This window comes from Comamonas sp. w2-DMI, from assembly GCF_040187735.1.
Taxonomy (GTDB): Bacteria; Pseudomonadota; Gammaproteobacteria; order Burkholderiales; family Burkholderiaceae_C; genus Comamonas; species Comamonas terrae.
In genome coordinates this window covers 155,471-174,353 of sequence record NZ_JBANEL010000005.1, presented here as the reverse complement: position 1 = coordinate 174,353, position 18,883 = coordinate 155,471, and the positions used below count along the sequence as shown (strand labels likewise).

Annotated in this window: 19 protein-coding genes; 9 read left to right on the top strand and 10 right to left on the bottom strand. The window is 68.1% G+C overall.

What is annotated here, in order from left to right:
* The first annotated feature begins 125 nt into the window (after positions 1-125).
* From V8Z74_RS07765 to V8Z74_RS07755, 3 genes are read left to right on the top strand one after another with little or no spacing between them, the layout of a single operon-like run.
* A complete protein-coding gene (locus V8Z74_RS07765; protein WP_349708767.1) occupies positions 126-1,199 on the top strand; it encodes a branched-chain amino acid ABC transporter permease in 1,074 nt (357 codons plus the stop codon).
* A complete protein-coding gene (locus tag V8Z74_RS07760) occupies positions 1,192-1,950 on the top strand; it encodes an ABC transporter ATP-binding protein (RefSeq protein ID WP_349708766.1) in 759 nt (252 codons plus the stop codon). Before V8Z74_RS07765 ends, V8Z74_RS07760 begins: the two co-directional genes overlap by 8 nt.
* Positions 1,943-2,674, top strand: coding sequence for an ABC transporter ATP-binding protein (locus V8Z74_RS07755; RefSeq protein WP_502879479.1), 732 nt, complete (start codon positions 1,943-1,945; stop codon positions 2,672-2,674). The genes V8Z74_RS07760 and V8Z74_RS07755 overlap by 8 nt, the downstream gene beginning before the upstream one ends.
* 394 nt (positions 2,675-3,068) lie before the next feature.
* Here V8Z74_RS07755 and V8Z74_RS07750 read toward each other — a convergent pair whose 3' ends face one another.
* The 4 genes from V8Z74_RS07750 to V8Z74_RS07735 form a co-directional block, all read right to left on the bottom strand.
* Positions 3,069-3,494 (bottom strand): hotdog fold thioesterase, encoded by a 426-nt coding sequence (locus V8Z74_RS07750; protein WP_066474688.1) that lies wholly within the window; start codon positions 3,492-3,494, stop codon positions 3,069-3,071.
* A 17-nt stretch (positions 3,495-3,511) separates the two neighbouring features.
* Entirely contained in the window at positions 3,512-3,820 is a 309-nt protein-coding gene (locus V8Z74_RS07745; protein ID WP_349708816.1) for a GFA family protein, read from the bottom strand.
* A gap of 426 nt (positions 3,821-4,246) precedes the next feature.
* Entirely contained in the window at positions 4,247-5,761 is a 1,515-nt protein-coding gene (gene scpC, locus V8Z74_RS07740) for a succinyl-CoA:acetate CoA-transferase ScpC (protein ID WP_349708765.1), read from the bottom strand.
* Between the two features lie 231 nt (positions 5,762-5,992).
* Positions 5,993-7,309: a solute carrier family 23 protein gene (locus V8Z74_RS07735; RefSeq protein WP_349708764.1), complete on the bottom strand. Its 1,317-nt coding sequence runs from the start codon at positions 7,307-7,309 to the stop codon at positions 5,993-5,995.
* 166 nt (positions 7,310-7,475) lie between these two features.
* Between V8Z74_RS07735 and V8Z74_RS07730 the strand changes: the two genes are divergently transcribed.
* The 3 genes from V8Z74_RS07730 to V8Z74_RS07720 all read left to right on the top strand — a co-directional run bounded on the left by V8Z74_RS07730 (position 7,476) and on the right by V8Z74_RS07720 (position 11,591).
* Positions 7,476-7,715, top strand: coding sequence for a DUF6139 family protein (locus tag V8Z74_RS07730; RefSeq protein ID WP_349708763.1), 240 nt, complete (start codon positions 7,476-7,478; stop codon positions 7,713-7,715).
* A gap of 63 nt (positions 7,716-7,778) precedes the next feature.
* Entirely contained in the window at positions 7,779-9,935 is a 2,157-nt protein-coding gene (locus V8Z74_RS07725) for an acetoacetate--CoA ligase (protein WP_349708762.1), read from the top strand.
* A gap of 102 nt (positions 9,936-10,037) precedes the next feature.
* A complete protein-coding gene (locus V8Z74_RS07720) occupies positions 10,038-11,591 on the top strand; it encodes a transporter substrate-binding domain-containing diguanylate cyclase (protein ID WP_349708761.1) in 1,554 nt (517 codons plus the stop codon).
* Between the two features lie 19 nt (positions 11,592-11,610).
* On the opposite strand, the gene V8Z74_RS07715 is transcribed toward V8Z74_RS07720, so the two are convergent.
* The gene (locus V8Z74_RS07715) at positions 11,611-12,360 is read right to left on the bottom strand and encodes an enoyl-CoA hydratase/isomerase family protein (RefSeq protein WP_349708760.1); all 750 of its coding nucleotides are present in this window, start codon (positions 12,358-12,360) and stop codon (positions 11,611-11,613) included.
* Between the two features lie 169 nt (positions 12,361-12,529).
* Here V8Z74_RS07715 and minC point away from each other — a divergent pair, with 169 nt between their 5' ends.
* Genes minC through minE form a run of 3 tightly spaced genes read left to right on the top strand, consistent with a single transcriptional unit; the run spans position 12,530 to position 14,427 of the window.
* The gene (gene minC, locus V8Z74_RS07710) at positions 12,530-13,276 is read left to right on the top strand and encodes a septum site-determining protein MinC (RefSeq protein WP_066474710.1); all 747 of its coding nucleotides are present in this window, start codon (positions 12,530-12,532) and stop codon (positions 13,274-13,276) included.
* 57 nt (positions 13,277-13,333) lie between these two features.
* Positions 13,334-14,149: a septum site-determining protein MinD gene (minD, locus tag V8Z74_RS07705; protein WP_066474721.1), complete on the top strand. Its 816-nt coding sequence runs from the start codon at positions 13,334-13,336 to the stop codon at positions 14,147-14,149.
* A 5-nt stretch (positions 14,150-14,154) separates the two neighbouring features.
* Positions 14,155-14,427: a cell division topological specificity factor MinE gene (gene minE, locus V8Z74_RS07700; protein WP_066474724.1), complete on the top strand. Its 273-nt coding sequence runs from the start codon at positions 14,155-14,157 to the stop codon at positions 14,425-14,427.
* Between the two features lie 69 nt (positions 14,428-14,496).
* Here minE and gorA read toward each other — a convergent pair whose 3' ends face one another.
* From gorA to V8Z74_RS07675, 5 genes are all read right to left on the bottom strand, one after another.
* Positions 14,497-15,864, bottom strand: a complete 1,368-nt coding sequence (gene gorA, locus V8Z74_RS07695) for a glutathione-disulfide reductase (RefSeq protein ID WP_066474735.1) — start codon at positions 15,862-15,864, stop codon at positions 14,497-14,499.
* Between the two features lie 96 nt (positions 15,865-15,960).
* Entirely contained in the window at positions 15,961-16,509 is a 549-nt protein-coding gene (locus V8Z74_RS07690; RefSeq protein WP_174522900.1) for a flavin reductase family protein, read from the bottom strand.
* Positions 16,510-16,729: 220 nt separating this feature from the next.
* Positions 16,730-17,380 (bottom strand): 3'-5' exonuclease, encoded by a 651-nt coding sequence (locus V8Z74_RS07685; protein ID WP_349708759.1) that lies wholly within the window; start codon positions 17,378-17,380, stop codon positions 16,730-16,732.
* Between the two features lie 48 nt (positions 17,381-17,428).
* Positions 17,429-17,914 (bottom strand): homoprotocatechuate degradation operon regulator HpaR, encoded by a 486-nt coding sequence (hpaR, locus tag V8Z74_RS07680; RefSeq protein WP_066474738.1) that lies wholly within the window; start codon positions 17,912-17,914, stop codon positions 17,429-17,431.
* Between the two features lie 115 nt (positions 17,915-18,029).
* The gene (locus V8Z74_RS07675; RefSeq protein WP_349708815.1) at positions 18,030-18,848 is read right to left on the bottom strand and encodes an aldolase/citrate lyase family protein; all 819 of its coding nucleotides are present in this window, start codon (positions 18,846-18,848) and stop codon (positions 18,030-18,032) included.
* Between the last annotated feature and the right edge of the window lie 35 nt (positions 18,849-18,883).

Sequence of the window (18,883 nt, the reverse complement as noted above, 5' to 3'; positions counted from 1 at the left end):
GGAGGGGGACAACACCTTCGTTGGGGCAGCCCCTGCTGCGGGGCGGCGCGGCCGGCTCAGGCCCTTGCCCGGTGTTCCTTGCTTGGTTCACGCCAGTTTTACATGCAGTGCAAGGAGCCACTGATATGAGCAACACATCCTCCACGCCGCTGCCCCAATCCAACCAGGCCTATGCCGAAGCCCCTTCGGTGAGCGGCAGGAGCCGGCCTGCGCGCTCGCACAGCCTGCTGGCCGGCGTGCTGCTGCCGCTGCTGGCGGCCGTGGCCCTGGGGCTTGCCCAGCCGTTCTTGTCATCCTATCTGTCGGATCTGGTGGTCAAGATCATGATCCTGGCCATCTTCGCGCTCAGCCTGCACATCCTCGTGGGCGGAGCCGGCCTCGTGAGCCTGGGCCATGCGGCCTTCTTCGGCATAGGCGCCTACGCGGCCGTGCTGGCCGCCACGCCCGACAGCAGCAATTTCGCGATCATGCTGGGGGCTGCGGTCGCGGCCTCGGCGCTGTATGCGCTGGTGGTGGGAGCGCTGAGCCTGCGCACCCGCGGCGTGTACTTCATCATGGTGACGCTGGCCTTTGCGCAAATGGCGTTCTTCGTGTTCCACGACACCAATATCGGCGGCGGCAGCGACGGCATCTACCTCATGGTGCGGCCGTCGCTGGGCGCGCTGGACATGGAGAGCGCCGGCACGCGCTACTACGTGGTGCTGGCCGCGCTGGTGCTGGTCTATGCCTTCATCGGCATGCTGCGCCACTCGCGCTTCGGCGCCGCGCTGGCCGGCATCCGCGTCAACGAGCAGCGCATGCGCGCGGCAGGCTTTGCGACCTACTGGTACAAGCTGGCGGGCTTCGTGATCGCCGGTGCGCTGGCCGGCGTCGCGGGCTTTCTGCTGGCGGCGCGCGACGGCGTGGTCAACCCCGAGCTGCTGGCCTGGCACCATTCGGGCGAAGTGCTGCTGATGCTCATCCTCGGCGGCATAGGCTCGCTGCGCGGTGCCGTCATCGGCACGGTGGCCTTCGTGGTGCTCAAGGAGCTGCTGAGCACGCAGGCCGTGGTGGGCAACCTGGCCGACCACTGGCAACTGACGCTGGGCCTGGCCATCATCGCCCTCGTGGCCCTGCTGCCCAAGGGCTTGATGGGCCTGGGCGAGCAATGGCGCCAGTGGCGCGACCGCTCACGCAGCAAAGGAGTACACCATGGCTGAAGCCCGACTGGCCGTGCGCGGCCTCACGCGCCGCTTCGGCGGCCTGACCGCGGTAAGCGGCGTGGACCTGGACTTGCACGATGGCGAAGTCCACGCCGTCATCGGCACCAACGGCGCAGGCAAATCCACCTTGATCAACATGCTCTCGGGCGAGATAGCGGCCAGCGAAGGCACGATCCGGCTCGAAGGCCGGGACGTCACGCGCATGCCCCAGCCGCGCCGCGCCAAGGCGGGCATGGGCCGCAGCTACCAGCGCACCACCATCTTTCCTGAATTCACCGTGCTCGAGAACTGCCGGCTTACCGCCCAGGCGCAGATGCGCCCGCGCCCCTGGCGCATCTGGGAGCCTGCACAGCGCTGCCAGGCCAGCCTCGAGCGCGCGCAGGAGGCCCTGGTCCGCGCGGGACTGGCCGAGCAGGCGCAGCGCAGCGCGGGCAGCCTGAGCCACGGCGCCAAGCGCCAGCTCGAGGTGGCCATGTGCCTGGCCACCGGGCCGCGCGTGCTGCTGCTGGACGAGCCGCTGGCCGGCATGGGCGCCGAGGAGACCGAGCGCATGCTGGGCCTGCTGCAGGAACTGAAGACAGGCCACGCCGTGCTGCTCGTGGAACACGACATGGATGCGGTGTTCCGCATCGCCGACCGCATCACCGTCATGGTCAACGGCAGCGTGGTGGCCAGCGGCACGCCGGCGCAGATCCGCGTCGATCCCGTGGTGCGCACTGCCTATCTGGGAGAGGAAGAACATGCTTGAGGTCGCACCCCATGCCGGCGCCCTGTTCGGCGTGCGGGACCTGCACACCTATTACGGCGACAGCCACATCCTGCACGGCGTCTCGCTGGACCTGCCCGAGGGCAGGGCCGTGGGCCTGCTGGGCCGCAACGGCATGGGCAAGACCACGCTGATCCGCACGCTCATGGGCTATGTGCGCGCGCGCTCGGGGCAGGTGCTGGCGCAGGGACGCGATGTCACGGGCGCGCCGCCCGAGCAGATGGCGCGCTCGGGCATTGGCTACGTGCCCGAGGGGCGCGGCGTGTTTCCCAACCTGTCGGTCCGGGAGAATCTTGTGATGAGCGCGCGCGCGGGCCTGGACGGCCGCAGGCCGTGGACGCTGGAGCGCGTGCTCGAGACCTTTCCGCGCCTGAAGGAGCGCCTGTCCAACGGCGGCCACCAGCTCTCGGGCGGCGAGCAGCAGATGGTCTCCATAGGCCGCGCGCTCATGACCAATCCGCGCCTCATGATCCTGGACGAGGCCACCGAGGGCCTGGCCCCGCTGGTGGTGGCCGAAATCTGGCGCGTGATCGCCGAGATCCGCCGCACCGGCATTTCCACCCTCATCGTGGACCGCGACTACAAGAAGGTGCTGGCCCATACGGACCACGCCGTGGTCATGGAAAAGGGGCGGCTGGCGCTGCAATCGGATTCGGCCGCCCTGCTGGCCAGGCCGGAGCAGCTCTCGGCGCTGCTGGGGGTTTGAAGGTATCCGCTGGCCCCCCTTTTGTCCGCGCCTGTGGCACGTCATCCAGGCTGTGGGCAACGCTGCCGTAGGACGGCGTTGCTTCGTGCTCTGACTTGCCGCCGTTTGTTCGAGCGGAGCGGCTATGCCGCGCAGCGAGTTGGGCGGCACCACAGACTGGATGGCGTGACGCAGGTTTACCCCGGAGCGTAGCGCAGGGGCCGCAGACAATGGGGCGTGTTCTTTTGCCTCCTTTGCTTGCACGAGCAAGAAAAGGAGGTCGCCCGCCGGGGCGAGACCCGGCCTCTGTCGCAAGCAGTACCCAAGCGCCGCAGGTGCAGCCCAAAGGGCATGGGGAGAGGAAGTCGCACGAGCCTTCGCTACGCTCGACCTGAGAGTGCAGCAACTACCGCTATCAATTCTGAGGCGCCAGAATCGCCATGGTCAGACTGCAGTTGCAGGTGAGCTTGCCCTGCTCGTCATGCAGCTCGATGGCCCAGACGTGGGTGGTGCGGCCCAGGTGCACGGGGCGGGCCGTGCCGGTCACCCAGCCCTGGCGTGCGGCGCGCACGTGGTTGGCCGAGACGTTCAGGCCCACGCAGCGATGGCCTTCGGGAATGGAGCAGGCTGCGGCCACCGAGCCCAGGGTCTCGGCCAGCACCACGTTCACGCCGCCGTGCAGGATGCCGTAGGGCTGGCAGGTGCGCTCGTCCACGTGGATGCGGCCGCGGATGAAGTCGTCGCCGATCTCGGTGAGTTCGATGCCCAGGTGCGAGACCGCGGTGTTGGCGCCGGCGGCGTTCAGCGCTTCGAGATTCATTGCACGTGTCCAGATAGCCATATCGATCCTGTGTTTCGTCAATTAATGCGAGAGTTCTGTGTCGAGGCCTGCGCCATCGCTTCTTCATGCCGGGGCAAGCCATCCTCGGGCAAGGGCCACCAGGAGGCGCGCGAGGCCACATGCTGGTGACTGGCCAGCGAGGCCCTGCTTGGCTCGTCGAGCAGGCCGGCGCGTATGCGCAGCACACCGGCCGGACTGCTGCGCAGGCTGTAGACCGGCGAGCCGCATCGGGGGCAGAAAGCACGCAGCTTGCCAGGCGAGGATTCGAAGTGGCGCAACTGATCGCGCCCCGCAATCCAGCGGGTTTGCTCCTGCCTTACCGGGATATTGGTGGCCAGGGGGCCGCCCTGGGCTTTGCGGCACTGGCTGCAATGGCAGATTTGAATGCCGGCCAGTTCGCCACCTCACCTGCCCGCATAGACAGGAGCCTGTGGTGACGGCCGTGGAGTCTTCCGGAATCTGGTGAATACGCATGGCGCGAAACGGGTTGCATGAAAAATGGCCCCCCCATGCTCCCCACTGTGCGTGGTTCGCGGCCCCTGCGGGCGGGGTTTTCCATCTTGGGTCGGCCCCGCGATGAAAAAAGGACGGCCTGAGACAGACCGTCCTTGATGCTACTGGATAAACGTATTTCGCCCAGCCGACGCTGCCTCGTCAGAGACACCGGGCAAGGTCCTGCCGCCCCGCCGCGAGGGCGTCGTCCCTCGGAGATCCCGGCCAGGAAGCCGCGCAGCGGCACAGGGCGTGAATGATTAAACGCGCATGTCCCCGGTTTCCATGAAGCGCTCGTGCCACGACAGCGCTTCGCCCAGGATATGCGGCGTGTGCTGCGCGCCCTTCAGGCGGGCGCGGTCGAAATAGTCCTGCAGCCGGTCGCGGTAGTCGGGATGGGCGCATCGGTCGATGATGACCTGGGCGCGCTGCTTGGGCGAGAGGCCGCGCAGGTCGGCCAGGCCTTGCTCGGTGACGATGATCTGCGTGTCGTGCTCGGTGTGGTCCACGTGCGAGCACATGGGCACGATGCAGCTGATCTTGCCGCCCTTGGCCACCGAGGGCGTGACGAAGAAGGACAGGTAGCCGTTGCGTGCGAAGTCGCCCGAGCCGCCGATGCCGTTCATCATGCCCGTGCCCATCACATGGGTGGAGTTGATGTTGCCGTAGATATCGGCCTCGATCATCGAGTTCATCGCGATGATGCCCAGGCGGCGCACCAGCTCGGGGTGGTTGGAGATCTCCTGCGGGCGCAGGATGATGCGATCGCGGTAGAAGTCGATGTGGTCCTCGAAGTCCTTGTACGCGGCGCCCGACAGCGAGATGGCCGTGGCCGAGGCGCGCGTCATCTTGCCTGCGCGCAGCAGGTCCAGCATGCCGTCCTGCAGCACTTCGGTGAAGCCCAGCAGGTTCTCGAAGGGGCCGGTCAACAGGCCCGCGAGCACGGCATTGGCCACATTGCCCACGCCCGACTGGATGGGCAGCATTTCCCTGGGCAGGCGGCCCATCTTCATCTCGTGCGCGAGGAAGTCGATGATGTAGGAGGCGATCTTGTTGGAATTTTCGTCCGGCGTGGCAAAGACGTTGTCGCGGTCGCCCTTGTGGGTTTCGACGACGGCGACGACCTTGGCCGGATCCACGCGCAGATAGGGCTCGCCGATGCGGTTGTCGGCATGGGTCAGACTGATGGGCACGCGGCGCGGCGGAATGGCCGTGCCGTAGTAGATGTCGTGCATGCCTTCCATCTTTGCGGGCGGCTTGGTGTTGACCTCGAGGATCACCTTGTCGGCGATCTCCAGCCAGGTCTTGTTGTTGCCCACGGCCGTGGAGGGGATCAGGCGGCCGTCCTCGGTCACGCCCAGCACCTCGACCACGGCGACATGCATAGGGCCCAGAAAGCCGAACCATGCATGCTGGGCCACGTGCGACAGGTGCATGTCGATGAAGTCGATCTCGCCCGCATTCACGGCCTTGCGGGCCGTGGGATCGGTGTTGAACGGCAGGCGCTGGCCTATGGCCTGGGCCTCGGCCATCACGCCGTCGCATTCGGCCGCAGTGGAGGCCCCGGTCCAGACATTGATCCTGTAGGGCTTGCCGGCCGCATGCTCGGCCCGGGCGCGTGTGGCGATGGCCTGGGGCAGGGCCTTGGGGTAGCCGGCGCCGGTGAAGCCGCTCATGCCGACATTGGTGCCGTGGGGGATCAGTTCGGCGGCCTGTTCGGCCGTCATGATGCGCGAAAGAAAATCCGGATAGCGAACGCGATCTGCGATGGACATGGAAGTCTCCAACTACAGAGGCTCCGGTCGGGCACGCGGGCCTGCCCTCGCGGGCGGTGGCTTTCTGGGTCCATGCACTGCGCCTGGCCGGCACCTCAAAAAAAACCGCCCGGTCAGGGGCGGTGTATCTCCAGCGGGAAATGGTAACAGCGCGGAACGCGACGCCGGGGTTTCCCCGCAAAGGCCCCGCGCTGCTGTCAAGGGAATGTTTCCCCGGTTACATGGCGGCGCTCAATGGGCCTTGCCCTGAGTTTCATCGGCGTGCCGGCCCATGTTGAGCAGCGCATAGAGGATGATGGCGCCGAAGGTGGCCGTGCCGATGCCGCCGAGCTTGAATTCGCCGAAGGTCAGCGTGAAGTCGCCCGTGCCCAGGATCAGCGTGATGGCGGCCACGATGAGGTTCTTGTTTTGCGAGAAGTCCACGCGGTTGTCCACCCAGATCTTGGCGCCGGCCACGGCGATCAGGCCGAAGACCACGATGGACACGCCGCCCATCACGGGCAGCGGGATCGCCTGGATCAGCGCGCCGAACTTGGGCGAGAAGCCCAGCAGCACGGCCAGCACGGCGGCGCTGAAGAACACGGCCGTGGAATAGATGCGCGTGGCGGCCATGACGCCTATGTTCTCGGAATAGGTGGTCACGCCCGTGCCGCCCACCGAGCCGCTGACCATGGTGGCCAGGCCGTCGCCGATGAAGGCGCGGCCCATGTACTGGTCCAGGTCCTTGCCGGTCATGGCCGTGACGGCCTTGATGTGGCCCAGGTTCTCGGCCACCAGGATGATGACCACGGGCACGATGAGCACCATGGCATGGGCGTTGAATTCGGGGGCATGGAAGTGGGGCATGCCGAACCAGGCCGCATTGGCCACGCCCGCCAGGTCCACGGGCGTACCCCAGCCCAGCACGTTGGTGAACAGGCCGTAGATCAGCGTGGCCACGATCAGGCCCACGAGGATCAGCAGGCGCTGCACCATGCCGCGCGTGAACACGGCCACCAGGCCCACGCTCACGAAGGTCATGGCCTGCATCCAGGATTCGAAGTTGTTGGCCGCCATGTTCTTGACCGGGATGGCCGCCAGGTTCAGGCCGATCACGGCCACCACGGCGCCCGTGACCACGGGCGGCATGAAGCGCTCGATCCAGCGCGTGCCGATGGCTTGCACGGCAAAGCCCACCAGCATGTAGGCCGCGCCGCAGGCGATGATGCCGCCCAGGGCCAGCCCGATGTTGGGGTTGGCGCCCTTGCCCGCATAGCCCGTCACCGCGATCACTACGCTGATGAAGGCGAACGAGGAGCCCAGGTAGCTGGGCACCCTGCCGCCCGTGATGAGGAAGAAGATCAGCGTGCCGATGCCGCTCATGAAGACGGCCAGGTTGGGGTCGAACCCCATCAAAATGGGCGCCAGCACGGTGGAGCCGAACATGGCGATCACATGCTGCACGCCCATGAGGCCGGTCTGCGGCCAGGGCAGGCGCTCGTCGGGACCGATCACGCCGCCCGACTGCAGGACGTCGGCGGACCGTTGTGTCCAGTGGAAAAGGCCCATGGGAAATTGCTCCTTGTAAACAAATGCTGCGATGGTATGTGTTTTTCCGGGGCGGCAATGCCGGGGCCGCCCCTGGCCCGTGGCCAGGCGGCGCATCTTTCCTACGTGCCGTGCCGCGGGGAGTCATTAGAGTGGGATGCTCCCAACCCAAGCAAAGGAACAGACCATGCGCGTGGACATCTACCGCCGGGCCGAAGCCCAGGGCCGGTATTCGCATCTGGTCGTGCCCGAGGGGCGCGCCATTCCCGAGGAAGCCACCAATACCGACTGGGAGAACGAGCAGCGAGGCCAGGAGCTGGACGAAACCGCTGCGCAGTGGCCGCAGCTGGGCATCGAGGAGCCGGGCCGCCAGCTGCGCGACAAGGGCTACGCGATCACCAGCCTGGACCGCCAGACCGGCGACTGAAACGGCGGCCGCACTGTCAAGCAAGGGACGCCAGCGGCCGGCGCGGCACGCTAAGCTGGCTGCATGCACAGCCGCACCGCCCAACCCCCCTTCGTTCCCCAGATCCGCCTCTACCAGGACTGGCTGCGCGAGACGCGCGGCCTGCAGTTCGACAGCTACGACGCGCTGTGGCGCTGGTCGGTCAGCGATCTCGATGCGTTCTGGCAAAGCATCTGGGACTATTTCGACGTGCAGTCCCCCACTCCCCATACGGGGGTGCTGGCGCGCAACGTCATGCCCGGGGCGCAGTGGTTTCCGGGCGCCCAGGTCAATTACGCGCGCCAGGTGCTGCGCCATGTCGATGCCGCGCATGCGGCCGGCATGCCCGCGGTGGTCAGCCGCAACGAGAAGGGCCTGCACCGCGAGCTGTCCTGGCCCGAGCTGCGCCGCCAGGTCGCGGCCCTGGCCCTGCACCTGAAGGCCCAGGGCGTGAGCAAGGGCGACCGCGTGGCCGCCTACCTGCCCAATATTCCCGAAGCCATGGTGGCCTTTCTCGCCACCGTGAGCCTGGGCGCGGTGTGGAGCATCTGCGCGCCCGACATGGGCACGAATGCGGTGCTGGACCGCTTCCAGCAGATCCAGCCCAAGGCGCTGATCGCCGTGGACGGCGTGCACTACGCGGGGCGCGACCTGGACCGCACGGCCGTGCTCGACGAACTGCGGCACGGCCTGCCCAGCGTCTCCCATGTGGTGCTGGTCGCCAATCTGGATGCTGGAAAAAAGATAGCGGATACCGCAGACTACGCAACCGTTACGGCCAGAAATGATGCGGAAACGGCGGCCTTCGAGCCCGAATGGGTGCCGTTCGACCACCCGCTGTGGATCGTCTACTCCAGCGGCACCACGGGCCTGCCCAAGCCCATCGTCCACGGCCATGGCGGCATGGTGCTGGTGGCCCTGCAGCTCAAGGGCCAGCACAACGACATAGGCTGCAGCTACGACCCCAACAGCTGGGGCGAGCGCTACCACTGGTACAGCTCCACGGGCTGGGTGATGTGGAATGCCCAGGTTTCGGGCCTGCTGGGCGGCACCACCTGCGTGATCTTCGACGGCAGCCCGGGCGGCAGCAAGGAAAAGCCCGACTGGACCGTGCTGTGGCGCTTCGCGGCCGAGACCGGCGTGACCAGCTTCGGCTCGGGCGCGGCCTTCTATGCCAACTGCATGAAGGCCGGCGTGGATCTGTCCGCCTGCGGCGACCTTTCGCGCATCCGGGGCCTGGGCAGCACGGGCTCGCCGCTGTCGGCCGAGGTGCAGCAGTGGGGAACCGAGCAGTTCCGCAAGATCCGACAAATGAGCGGCGCCGGGCCGTCCCAAGCCGCGAAGGCCCCCCTGGGGGGCAGCGACCCACACGCAGTGGGGGAGCGTGGGGGCGACATCTGGTGGAACAACCTGTCCGGCGGCACCGACTTCGCCGGCGCCTTCATCGGCGGCAACCGCGAGCTGCCGCTCACGCCGGGCATCATGCAATGCCGCCAGCTTGGCGCGGCCGTCGAGGCCTGGAACGAGCAGGGCCAGCCCGTCATCGACGAAGTCGGCGAGCTGGTCTGCACACAGCCCATTCCCTCCATGCCGCTGTACCTGTGGGGCGATACGGACGGCAAGCGCTACCTGTCCAGCTACTTCGACATGTACCCGGCCGGCCACGGCCGCAAGCCCGGCGGCGGCGACGGCCCGGCCGGGATGGGGCCGGTCTGGCGCCACGGCGACTGGATACGCGTGCTGCCCGATGGCGGCTGCATCATTTACGGCCGCAGCGACGCCACCATCAACCGCCACGGCCTGCGCATGGGCACCAGCGAGATCTACAGCGCCGTCGAAGGCCTGCCCGAGGTGCTGGACAGCATGGTGGTGGACCTCGAATACCTGGGCCGCGACAGCTACATGCCGCTGTTCGTGGTGCTGCGCCCCGGCATGGCACTGGACGCTACCCTGCGCGAGCGCATCAATGCCGCCATCCGCGCGGCCCTGTCGCCGCGCTTCGTGCCCGATGCCATCTTCCAGGTGGCCGAGATTCCGCGCACGCTCTCGGGCAAGAAGCAGGAGCTGCCCATCAAGAAGCTGCTGCTGGGCCAGCCGCTGGCCAAGGTGGTCAACAAGGAAGCCATGGCCAACCCCGGCTGCCTGGACTGGTACGAGCAGTTCGCGCGCGCGCATCTGGCGCGCACGGCCCCGGCGGCCTAGGGCGGCCAAGAGGACCGGCCGCCGGCGCATCCGGGCCGCCGTGTGGCGATAATCGGCCATGCTGTTACTGGATGTCGGTTCTTGGACGCGCTGAGCTGTCGCATGGTGCGCGGTTTGCGCGCGGCGCGGCTCGGCCTGCTATGGGCCGCAGGGGGCTGCATGGCATGGGGCTGCGCGCTGGCATGCGAGGGCCCGCAGCATGTCCACCTGCTCCATCCCGTGGCGCTGAGCGCCGCGGAGCAGGCCGAATTCCGCGCCATGGCGCCGCTGCGCGTGCTGGCGGTCGACGCTCCGCCCATGGCGCGCTACGACCGGGAACGCAACCGCTACGCGGGCATCGGCGTCGACGTATGGTGCTTCATCGCCGCCGAACTGGGGCTGCGCTACGAGATCCTCCCGGACCGGGACATGACCGTCGCCGACAAGATCCGGCAGGTGCAGCAAGGGCGCGCCGACGTGTTCCTGCCGCTGAGCCAGCAGCCCGACCGGGCGCGCCTGGGCCTTTTCACGCTGCCCTACTATGCGAGCTACTACGCCATCATTGCGCGCACCGGGCGGCGCCTGCAGGTGCACGGGCTGGACGACCTGGCGCCCTACCGTGTCGGCGTGGTCAAGGGCGTGGCGCTGGAGCCGCGCCTGCAGGCGGCCCTGCCGGCCTCCCGGCTCACCAGCTTCGACCAGGCGAACAGCAACGGCATGTTCCAGGCCCTGCTCGACGGCGCGCTGGACGTGGCCGTGTTCAACAAGAGCATCTTCGACGAGAAGCGCTACGCCTACGACTACTTCGACCTGGAGGTCATCCATACCCTGCGCGACGATCCGCGCGAGTACAGCTTCTATTTCAGTCCCACGCCCGAGCATCGGCGCCTGGTGGAGGTGTTCAACCGCTATCTGGGCGCCATCGACGCCTCGGAATCGGTGGCACAGCACGAAAAGGGCGATCGCCAGCTCATCGAGCGCTATGTGGCGCAGCGCAGCCAGCGCACGCTGCTGCAGGTCGCCAGCGTGGCCGCGGTCCTGATGATGCTGGTGTTCGGCCTGGCCTTTCTGCGCTACCGGCGCCTGGCCCGTCTGCTGGCCCAGAGCAACCGGCAGATCCTGGAGCAGCAGCAGGCCCTGCGGGAGGCCAATGAGCAGCTGGCACGCCTGAGCCTGTGCGACGAGCTGACCGGCCTGGCCAACCGCCGCGCCTTCGGCCAGGCGCTGCAGCGCGAGCATGCGCGCCGCCAGCGCACGGGCGCGCCCCTGAGCATGCTGGTCATCGACGTGGACCACTTCAAGTGCGTGAACGACCACTACGGCCATGCGACGGGCGACGACTATCTGCGTTCCGTCGCGCAGGTGCTGTCCCAGGCGGCGGGCCGGGCCGCCGACCTGGCCGCGCGCCATGGCGGCGAGGAGTTTGCCTGCCTGCTGCCCGACACGCCGGCAGCCGATGCGCTGGCGCTGGCCGAGCGCATCCGCATGGCCGCGGCCGGGCTGGCCCTGCCCAATGCGCTGGCCGCCGCCGGCCGGCTCACGGTCAGCATAGGCGTCGCGACCCTGGAAGCCGGCCCGGCCACGGCGCAGGACCTGCTGGCCGAGGCCGACGCACAGCTGTATGCGGCCAAGCGCGCGGGCCGCGACTGCGTGCGCGCCGCCGTGGTGCGGGCCTAGCGCCGCGCGCCAGTGGCGTTCACCGGCCCAGGAACCGGGGCTCGCGCTTCTCGCGCCAGGCCGCGCCGCCTTCCTGCAGGTCGGCCGAGGCAATCGTGGCCTGCACGGCGGCATCGATGGCCGCGGCATCGGCGCGGCCCCGCGCAATTGCGTTCAGGTGCTGCTTCATGCCCAGCAGGGCCAGCGGCGCCATGCCCGTGAGCCGGGCCTGTAGCCGCTGCACCTCGCCGGCGATGTCGGCATCCGCTGCCAGATGGGTCAGGAAGCCGCAGTCCTTCATGGCCCGGGCGTCCAGCTGCTCGCCGGCGAGGAACAGGCGCTTGGCCGTATCCAGGCCCAGGCGCGTCACATAGCGCTCCAGGCCCGAGCGGTAAAAGTGCAGGCCCAGCCTGGCCGCGGGCATGAACATCTGGCTGCGTGCGCCGCCCACGCGGAAGTCGCAGGCCAGCGCCATGTCGGTGGCGCCGCCGAACACGCCGCCCTGGATGGCCGCAAGGGTCACGGCGCGGCATTGCTCTATGGCGTCCACCATCTCGCCGAACGCGCTGCCCTCGTTCTGGCTGTTGGCGATCTCGGCGATGTCGTAGCCGCTGCAAAAGTGTTTTCCCTCCGATTGCAGGATCAGCACCAGCACCTCGGGCGCGGCGTTGACCTCGGCAATGTGGGCGCGCAGCCGGCCCAGGTCTTCGGGCAGCAGCTTGTTGGCCGTTTCGGGGCGACGCAGGGTGATGCGGGCCGTGCGGCCCTGGATCTGGAGCTGTGGGGACATGGCTGCATTCTGGGCCATGCGGCGCCTGCACGACCGGGGCGCAGGCGCGTGAGCGGGTGTAACTGTTGTGGGCTCCTGGCACCAGCGGCGGCTGCGGATCGCGACTTCGGGCGGCGCGCAGGTACACTTTGGCGTCTTTGTTGTGCGCTTCGCAGTGCAATCTCCCTCCATGGCTGTTGAACCGACCGGCGCAGTGCGCCCCAGTTTTGACCTCAAGAGCGCGCAATTGCCCGTGCTGTCCGTCGTATTGCGGGACACCGATGTGCGCGTGCTGGTCGATGACCTGGCCGCGCGCCTGGCCGACGATCCGGACTTCTTCGACAACGATCCCGTCCTCATCGACCTCAGCCATGTGCGCGAGGCCGACAGCGAGATCGACTTCGCGGTGCTGGTCGACGCGCTGCGCTCCCACCGCACCGTGCCCGTGGCCGTGTGCGGCGGCAGCGACAGGCAGATGGCCGATGCGCGGGCCCTGGGCCTGGTGGCGGCGCCCGATGCGGCACCCGCGCGCCGGCCGGCGCCCGGGATCCAGGAAGTGGTGCGCGAAGTGGAGGTGGTGCACGAGGTCGAGGTGCCCGCGCCGCTGGCCGATGCCGTGATCGTTGACAAACCTTTGCGATCGGGCCAGCGCGTCTATGCCAAGGGCACTGATATCGTCGTGCTGTCCATGGTCAGCTATGGCGCCGAAGTGATCGCCGACGGCAACGTCCACGTCTATGCGCCGCTGCGCGGCCGGGCCGTGGCCGGGGCGCGCGGCAATACCGAGGCACGCATCTTCAGCACCTGCATGGAGGCGCAACTGCTGTCCATTGCCGGCATCTACCGCACAATTGAAACCGATCTGCCCGCCGACGTGGCCGGAAAGCCCGCAAAGGTCCGTCTGGAAGGCGAAAAAATTATCATCGAGCCGGTGTAACCGCCCCACCGGAAGTCCCATCAACCAGCTTCATCGTCTTTAAGGAATCGTGCAAACATGGCCAAAATCGTCGTCGTGACCTCTGGCAAGGGTGGGGTGGGCAAGACCACCACCAGCGCCAGCTTCGCCTCAGGCCTCGCATTGCGCGGTCACAAGACCGCGGTGATCGATTTCGACGTGGGCCTGCGCAACCTGGACCTCATCATGGGTTGCGAGCGCCGCGTGGTCTACGACCTGATCAATGTCATCCAGGGCGAAGCCAACCTCCACCAGGCCCTGATCAAGGACAAGCAGAGCGAGAACCTGTTCGTGCTGGCTGCCTCGCAGACGCGCGACAAGGACGCGCTGACGCAGGACGGCGTGAAGAAGGTGCTGGACGACCTGGCCGCGATGGACTTCGAGTACATCGTCTGCGACTCGCCGGCCGGCATCGAGAGCGGCGCGCTGTTCGCCATGCACTATGCGGACGAGGCACTGGTCGTGACCAACCCCGAAGTCTCGTCGGTGCGCGACTCCGACCGCATCCTGGGCATGCTCAGCTCCAAGACGGCGCGCGCCGTCGCGGGCGGCGAGCCGATCAAGGAGCATCTGCTCATCACCCGCTACAACCCCAACCGCGTGCAGGACGGCCAGATGCTGTCGCTGGAGGACATCCAGGACATTCTGCGCATCGAGCTGATCGGAGTGATCCCCGAGTCGGAGACCGTGCTGCAGGCCTCGAACCAGGGCATTCCTGCCGTGCACATGCAGGGCAGCGACGTGGCCGAGGCCTACCAGGACGTGGTGGCCCGTTTTCTTGGCGAGGAAAAGCCCATGCGCTTCACCGAAGCGGTCAAGCCCGGCTTCTTCAAGCGCATCTTCGGAGGGAGGTAAGCCCCATGTCCATGTTGTCGTTTTTGCTCGGGGAGAAGAAGAAGACCGCATCCGTCGCCAAGGAACGCCTGCAGATCATCCTGGCGCGCGAGCGCGTGGGCGGCGACTCCTCCAACCGGCCCGATTACCTGCCTGCGCTGCAGAAGGAGCTGATGGCCGTGATTTCCAAGTACGTGGACATCAATCCCAATGACATCAAGGTCCAGCTGGAGCGCCAGGAGAACCTGGAAGTGCTGGAAGTCAAGATCGAACTGCCCGACGCCGCGCAGCGCGCCTGACCGCGCGGCCCTGCCGGGAAACGCAAAGGAGCCCTCGAGGCTCCTTTTTCCTGGGCGCCCTTTGGCGCTTCAGGGCGCCACGGGTTCGCGCATGGTCACGAACTCCTCGGCCACCGTGGGATGGATGCCCAGCGTGGCATCGAACTGCGCCTTGGTGGCGCCGCACTGCAGGGCCACGGCAAAGCCCTGGATCAGCTCGCCGGCCTCCTCGCCCACCATGTGCACGCCGACCACGCGCCGGTCGGCGCCCGCGACCACGAGCTTGAGGAACACGGGCCGGGGTTCCTCGGCCATCCGGTTGCTCAGCGGGCGGAACGAGGACTTGAAGACCTGCACGTCGCCGTGGCATTCGCGCGCCCGGGCTTCGGACAGGCCCACGGTGCCCACGTTGGGGTGGGAGAACACGGCGGTAGGCACCAGCGCATAGTCGGGCGCGGCCTTGTCGCCGTTGCCGAACAGCCGGTGCGCGAGCACCGTGCCTTCGGCCAGTGCCACGGGCGTCAGCGCCATGCGGCCCACCACGTCGCCCACGGCATGGATGGAGGGCACGCTGGTGGTGAAGCCTTCATCCACCACGACGGCGCCCTGGCCGTCGAGCCGCACGCCGGCGGCTTCGAGGCCCAGGCCCTCGGTGTTGGGCACGCGGCCCGTGGCGAACAGCACGCAGTCGGCCGTCAGGGCCTGGCCGTTGTCCAGCTGCAGGTGCAGGCCGTCGTCGCGCTTGGCAATGGATTCGATCTGCCGCTCCAGCTGCAGCTGCATGCCCTGGCGGCCCATCTGCTCGGCCAGCACCATGCCGAGGTCTGCATCGAAATGGCGCAGCAGGCGCGCGCTGCGGTGCAGCAGCGTGGTCTCGGCACCCAGGCCGTGGAAGATGGAGGCGAATTCCACGGCGATATAGCCGCCGCCGACCACGACCACGCGCCGCGGCAGCGCGGGCAGCGAGAAGGCCTCGTCCGAGCTGATGGCCCATTCGGCGCCTGCAATCGCGGGCTTCTGCGGGCGTCCGCCCGTGGCCACGAGGATGTGGCGTGCGCTCAGCGTCCGGTCGCCCACGGCCACGCTGTGCGCGCCCGTGATGCGCGCGCGGCCTGCGATCAGCTGCACGCCGGCGTTGGTCAGCAACTGGTCGTAGACGCCGTTGAGGCGGTGGATCTCGCGGTCCTTGTGGGCGATCAGCGTGGCCCAATCGAAGCGGGCCTGCGGCAGCTGCCAGCCAAAGCCCGCGGCTTCGCCGAAGGCCTGGCTGAAATGCGCGGCATGGCTGAGCAGCTTCTTGGGAATGCAGCCCACGTTGACGCAGGTGCCGCCCAGCCTGCCGGACTCCACCACGGCCACGCGGGCGCCCAGCGAGGCCGCGACGCGGCTGGCGCGCACGCCGCCCGATCCGGCTCCGATGACCAGAAGGTCGTAGTCAAACTGGCTGATTGTCGTCATGCATGGCTCCTGCGGTGCAGCCGCCGGTATCGCGGCCGCTTCACTGCCGATCTTGCCAGAGCCGGGCCAGGCGTTCCCAGGAACCTGTTCTGGGGGTCAGAGAAGGCCGCGCGTATGCATGTGGCCCGCGTGGTAGAGCAGGGGCGCGCGCTCGCGGTGGTGCTCGCAGCGCTCCACCTCGCCGATGAAGATGACGTGGTCGCCTTCCTCGTGGCGGCTGCGGTTGCGGCATTCGAACACGGCGGCGCAGCCTTCGAGCAGCGGCACGCCCCGGGGGGAATCGTGGTGCGGCGTGTGGCCGAAGCGGTCGGCGCCCTTGCGCGCGAACAGCTCGGCCAGCGGCTTTTGAGCGGCACCGAGCACGTGGATGGCGTAGTGCGTGCAGCGCTGGAACACGGGCAGCGAACTGGCCGTGAGGCCCAGGCTCCACAGCACCAGCGGCGGGTTCAGCGACAGGGCGTTGAACGAGCTGACGGTGGCGCCCACGGGGTGGCCTTCGGGGCTGCGGGCCGTGATGATGGTCACGCCGGTTGCGAACTGCCCCAGGGCATCGCGGAATTCGCGTTGCGTAAACGGTGCGCTGGTGTGCAGGGCAGAGGAAGGCAGGGCGGAGTTCACAAGGCTGGGAGGCAAAGCCGCGGCCATCGCAGTGCCGCGCAGGAAGGTGAAAGGGCATGCAGCCCGGGCAACAGTGTCCGATTATCGGGGCTGCCCGGGGCGAATGCCGGCGATAGGGGTATGCGGGCCGCGCATGCGTTGTGCCGGGCAATGCAGGGTGCTTTTGAATTCATAGCTGCTGGCGCAGGATGAATGCGCAATAGAGGGCTATTCAATGGCCATATGCAGATGAGGCTGGCGCCAAATGCTATGGATAGGGGAGCTGCATCTGCCCGGCTTCCTGGACCTGGGCCGCATGCTGGCGCAGCCAGCCATCCAGCCGCGTCTTGCTGCAGCGCTGCAGCTGGGCCAGCAGCGCATGGCCGGGCCGGGGCAGGCCGTAGCGCAGGCTCAGGTCCTGCTGCATGCGGGCCAGCAGGGCGGCGGCCATTTCGGCGTCGGCCAGCGCGCGGTGGGCGCGGCCGGTATCGGGCAGCCGCAGGTGGCGGGCCAGCCTGCCCAGGCTGTGGCCCGGGGCATCGGGGTAGATGCGGCGCGCCAGCAGCACCGTGCAGGCAAAGGGCTGGGGCGCGGGCAGTCCGGCCAGGGCCAGCTCGGCCTGCCAGAACTTGCTGTCGAACGAGGCGTTGTGCGCCACCATGGGCGCCTGGCCCACGAAGCGTGCGGCCTCGCGCATGACCTCGGCCGCGGGCGGGGCCTCGCGCACCATGGCATTGGTGATGCCCGTGAGTTCGGTGATGAAGGGCGAGACCCAGGCGCCGGCATTCATCAGGCTCTGGAAACGGTCCACCACGCGGCCCTGCTCCAGCAGCGCGATGCCGATCTCGGTGGCCCGCGCGCCCTGGGCCGGGCTCATGCCCGTGGTTTCGAAGTCGATGACGGCAATGGTGCTGTGCATGCCGCCATTGTGAGGGCGGCGCCATGGGCCGCGCCGGCGCCGTGGGATTCAGTCCGCGTCGATGGCGTCCGGCGCGCCCAGGCGCTGCACCACCTGCTCCAGCACCAGGTACAGCTGCTGGATCTCGGCATTGCCCACGATGCGCTCGATCTCGGCATAGATCTCCTCGGAGTCGGGGCCGATCTCGGTCACGATGGCGCGGGCCGCCTCGGTCAGGCCGAACTCCGCGCCGCGCAGATCGCCCACGTGGCGGCCGCGCTTGATCAGCTCGCGGCCTTCCAGCGTCTTGAGCAGGCGCGAAAGGCTGGGCATGCTGATGAAGGTCATCTGCGACAGCTCCATGGGCCGCAGGCGATGGTCGGAGGCCGACAGGGCCCGCAGCACCCGCCACTGCTGTTCCGTCAGGCCGTGGGCACGCAGCAGGGGGCGAAAGCGCACCATGACGGATTCGCGGGCCTTGAGCAGTGCCATGGGCAGGGAGCGCGCGAAGGAGCGCAGGGGTTCGGTCGCGGCGGTGGTTCTGGGCTCGGTCATAGCGGGGATGGAAAAGATCGCCAGATTGTATGCACGCGGCCCGAAGCACTGTGCAAGCCCAGGTCATGGGTGTTTTTGCTCCCTGCCGGCAGCGGGGGCGCCGGCTGCGGACCGGTCAGTAGGTGCTGCCCGGGGCCACGGGCTGCACGTCCTTGAAGCGGGCAGCCAGCGCGCTCGTGGCCTGCACCAGCAGGTTGGTATCGAGGCCCACGGCCACGAAGCTGCAGCCCAGCTGCAGGTACTTGCGCGCCAGCTCCTCGTTGGGCGTGAGAATGCCCGCGGCCTTGCCCGCGCGGCGGATGCGCACGATCGCCTCGGCAATCGCCGCCTGCACTTCGGGGTGGCCGGGGTTGCCCACATGGCCCATGGAGGCCGAGAGATCGGCCGGGCCGATGAACACGCCGTCCACGCCCTCGGTGGCGGCAATCGCGTCGAGCTGCTCCAGGCCCTCGCGCGTTTCCACCTGCACCAGCACGCAGACCTGGGCGTTGGCTGCCTGGTAGTAGTCGGCGCGGCGGCCCCAGGCGGAGGCGCGCGCGCCGGCCATGCCGCGCATGCCGCCCTTGCCGTCGTCTTGCGGATAGCGTGCGGCGCGCACGATGCGCGCGGCCTGCGCGGCCGTGTCGACCATGGGCACGAGCAGCGTCTGCGCGCCCAGGTCCAGGTACTGCTTGATCAGCATCTCGCCGACCTCGCCATGTCCCATGGGGATGCGCGCAATCGCATGGCTGGCCGGATAGGCGGCAACCGCCTGCAGCTGGGCCAGCAGCGTCAGCGTGTCGTTGGGGCCGTGTTCGCCGTCGATCAGCAGCCAGTCGAAGCCCGCGCCCGCGCAGATCTCCGCGCTATAGGGGCTGCCCAGGCCCAGCCACAGGCCGATCTGCGGGCGGCCGGCCGCGATCGCGGCCTTGAAGGGATTGATGGGTGTTTGCATTGTCATGTCGGTTGTCCATAAAGTTTCGCGCCACC

What these genes read in the sequence shown, in the direction of transcription:
- minE (WP_066474724.1), top strand. Translation starts at nt 14,155, where the DNA reads ATGTCCATGTTGTCGTTTTTGCTCGGGGAGAAGAAGAAGACCGCATCC.
- scpC (WP_349708765.1), bottom strand. Translation starts at nt 5,761, where the DNA reads ATGTCCATCGCAGATCGCGTTCGCTATCCGGATTTTCTTTCGCGCATC.
- V8Z74_RS07735 (WP_349708764.1), bottom strand. Translation starts at nt 7,309, where the DNA reads ATGGGCCTTTTCCACTGGACACAACGGTCCGCCGACGTCCTGCAGTCG.
- V8Z74_RS07760 (WP_349708766.1), top strand. Translation starts at nt 1,192, where the DNA reads ATGGCTGAAGCCCGACTGGCCGTGCGCGGCCTCACGCGCCGCTTCGGC.
- minC (WP_066474710.1), top strand. Translation starts at nt 12,530, where the DNA reads ATGGCTGTTGAACCGACCGGCGCAGTGCGCCCCAGTTTTGACCTCAAG.
- V8Z74_RS07690 (WP_174522900.1), bottom strand. Translation starts at nt 16,509, where the DNA reads ATGGCCGCGGCTTTGCCTCCCAGCCTTGTGAACTCCGCCCTGCCTTCC.
- V8Z74_RS07720 (WP_349708761.1), top strand. Translation starts at nt 10,038, where the DNA reads ATGGTGCGCGGTTTGCGCGCGGCGCGGCTCGGCCTGCTATGGGCCGCA.
- V8Z74_RS07730 (WP_349708763.1), top strand. Translation starts at nt 7,476, where the DNA reads ATGCGCGTGGACATCTACCGCCGGGCCGAAGCCCAGGGCCGGTATTCG.
- gorA (WP_066474735.1), bottom strand. Translation starts at nt 15,864, where the DNA reads ATGACGACAATCAGCCAGTTTGACTACGACCTTCTGGTCATCGGAGCC.
- minD (WP_066474721.1), top strand. Translation starts at nt 13,334, where the DNA reads ATGGCCAAAATCGTCGTCGTGACCTCTGGCAAGGGTGGGGTGGGCAAG.
- V8Z74_RS07675 (WP_349708815.1), bottom strand. Translation starts at nt 18,848, where the DNA reads ATGCAAACACCCATCAATCCCTTCAAGGCCGCGATCGCGGCCGGCCGC.
- V8Z74_RS07685 (WP_349708759.1), bottom strand. Translation starts at nt 17,380, where the DNA reads ATGCACAGCACCATTGCCGTCATCGACTTCGAAACCACGGGCATGAGC.
- V8Z74_RS07755 (WP_502879479.1), top strand. Translation starts at nt 1,943, where the DNA reads ATGCTTGAGGTCGCACCCCATGCCGGCGCCCTGTTCGGCGTGCGGGAC.
- hpaR (WP_066474738.1), bottom strand. Translation starts at nt 17,914, where the DNA reads ATGACCGAGCCCAGAACCACCGCCGCGACCGAACCCCTGCGCTCCTTC.
- V8Z74_RS07715 (WP_349708760.1), bottom strand. Translation starts at nt 12,360, where the DNA reads ATGTCCCCACAGCTCCAGATCCAGGGCCGCACGGCCCGCATCACCCTG.
- V8Z74_RS07750 (WP_066474688.1), bottom strand. Translation starts at nt 3,494, where the DNA reads ATGGCTATCTGGACACGTGCAATGAATCTCGAAGCGCTGAACGCCGCC.
- V8Z74_RS07725 (WP_349708762.1), top strand. Translation starts at nt 7,779, where the DNA reads ATGCACAGCCGCACCGCCCAACCCCCCTTCGTTCCCCAGATCCGCCTC.
- V8Z74_RS07765 (WP_349708767.1), top strand. Translation starts at nt 126, where the DNA reads ATGAGCAACACATCCTCCACGCCGCTGCCCCAATCCAACCAGGCCTAT.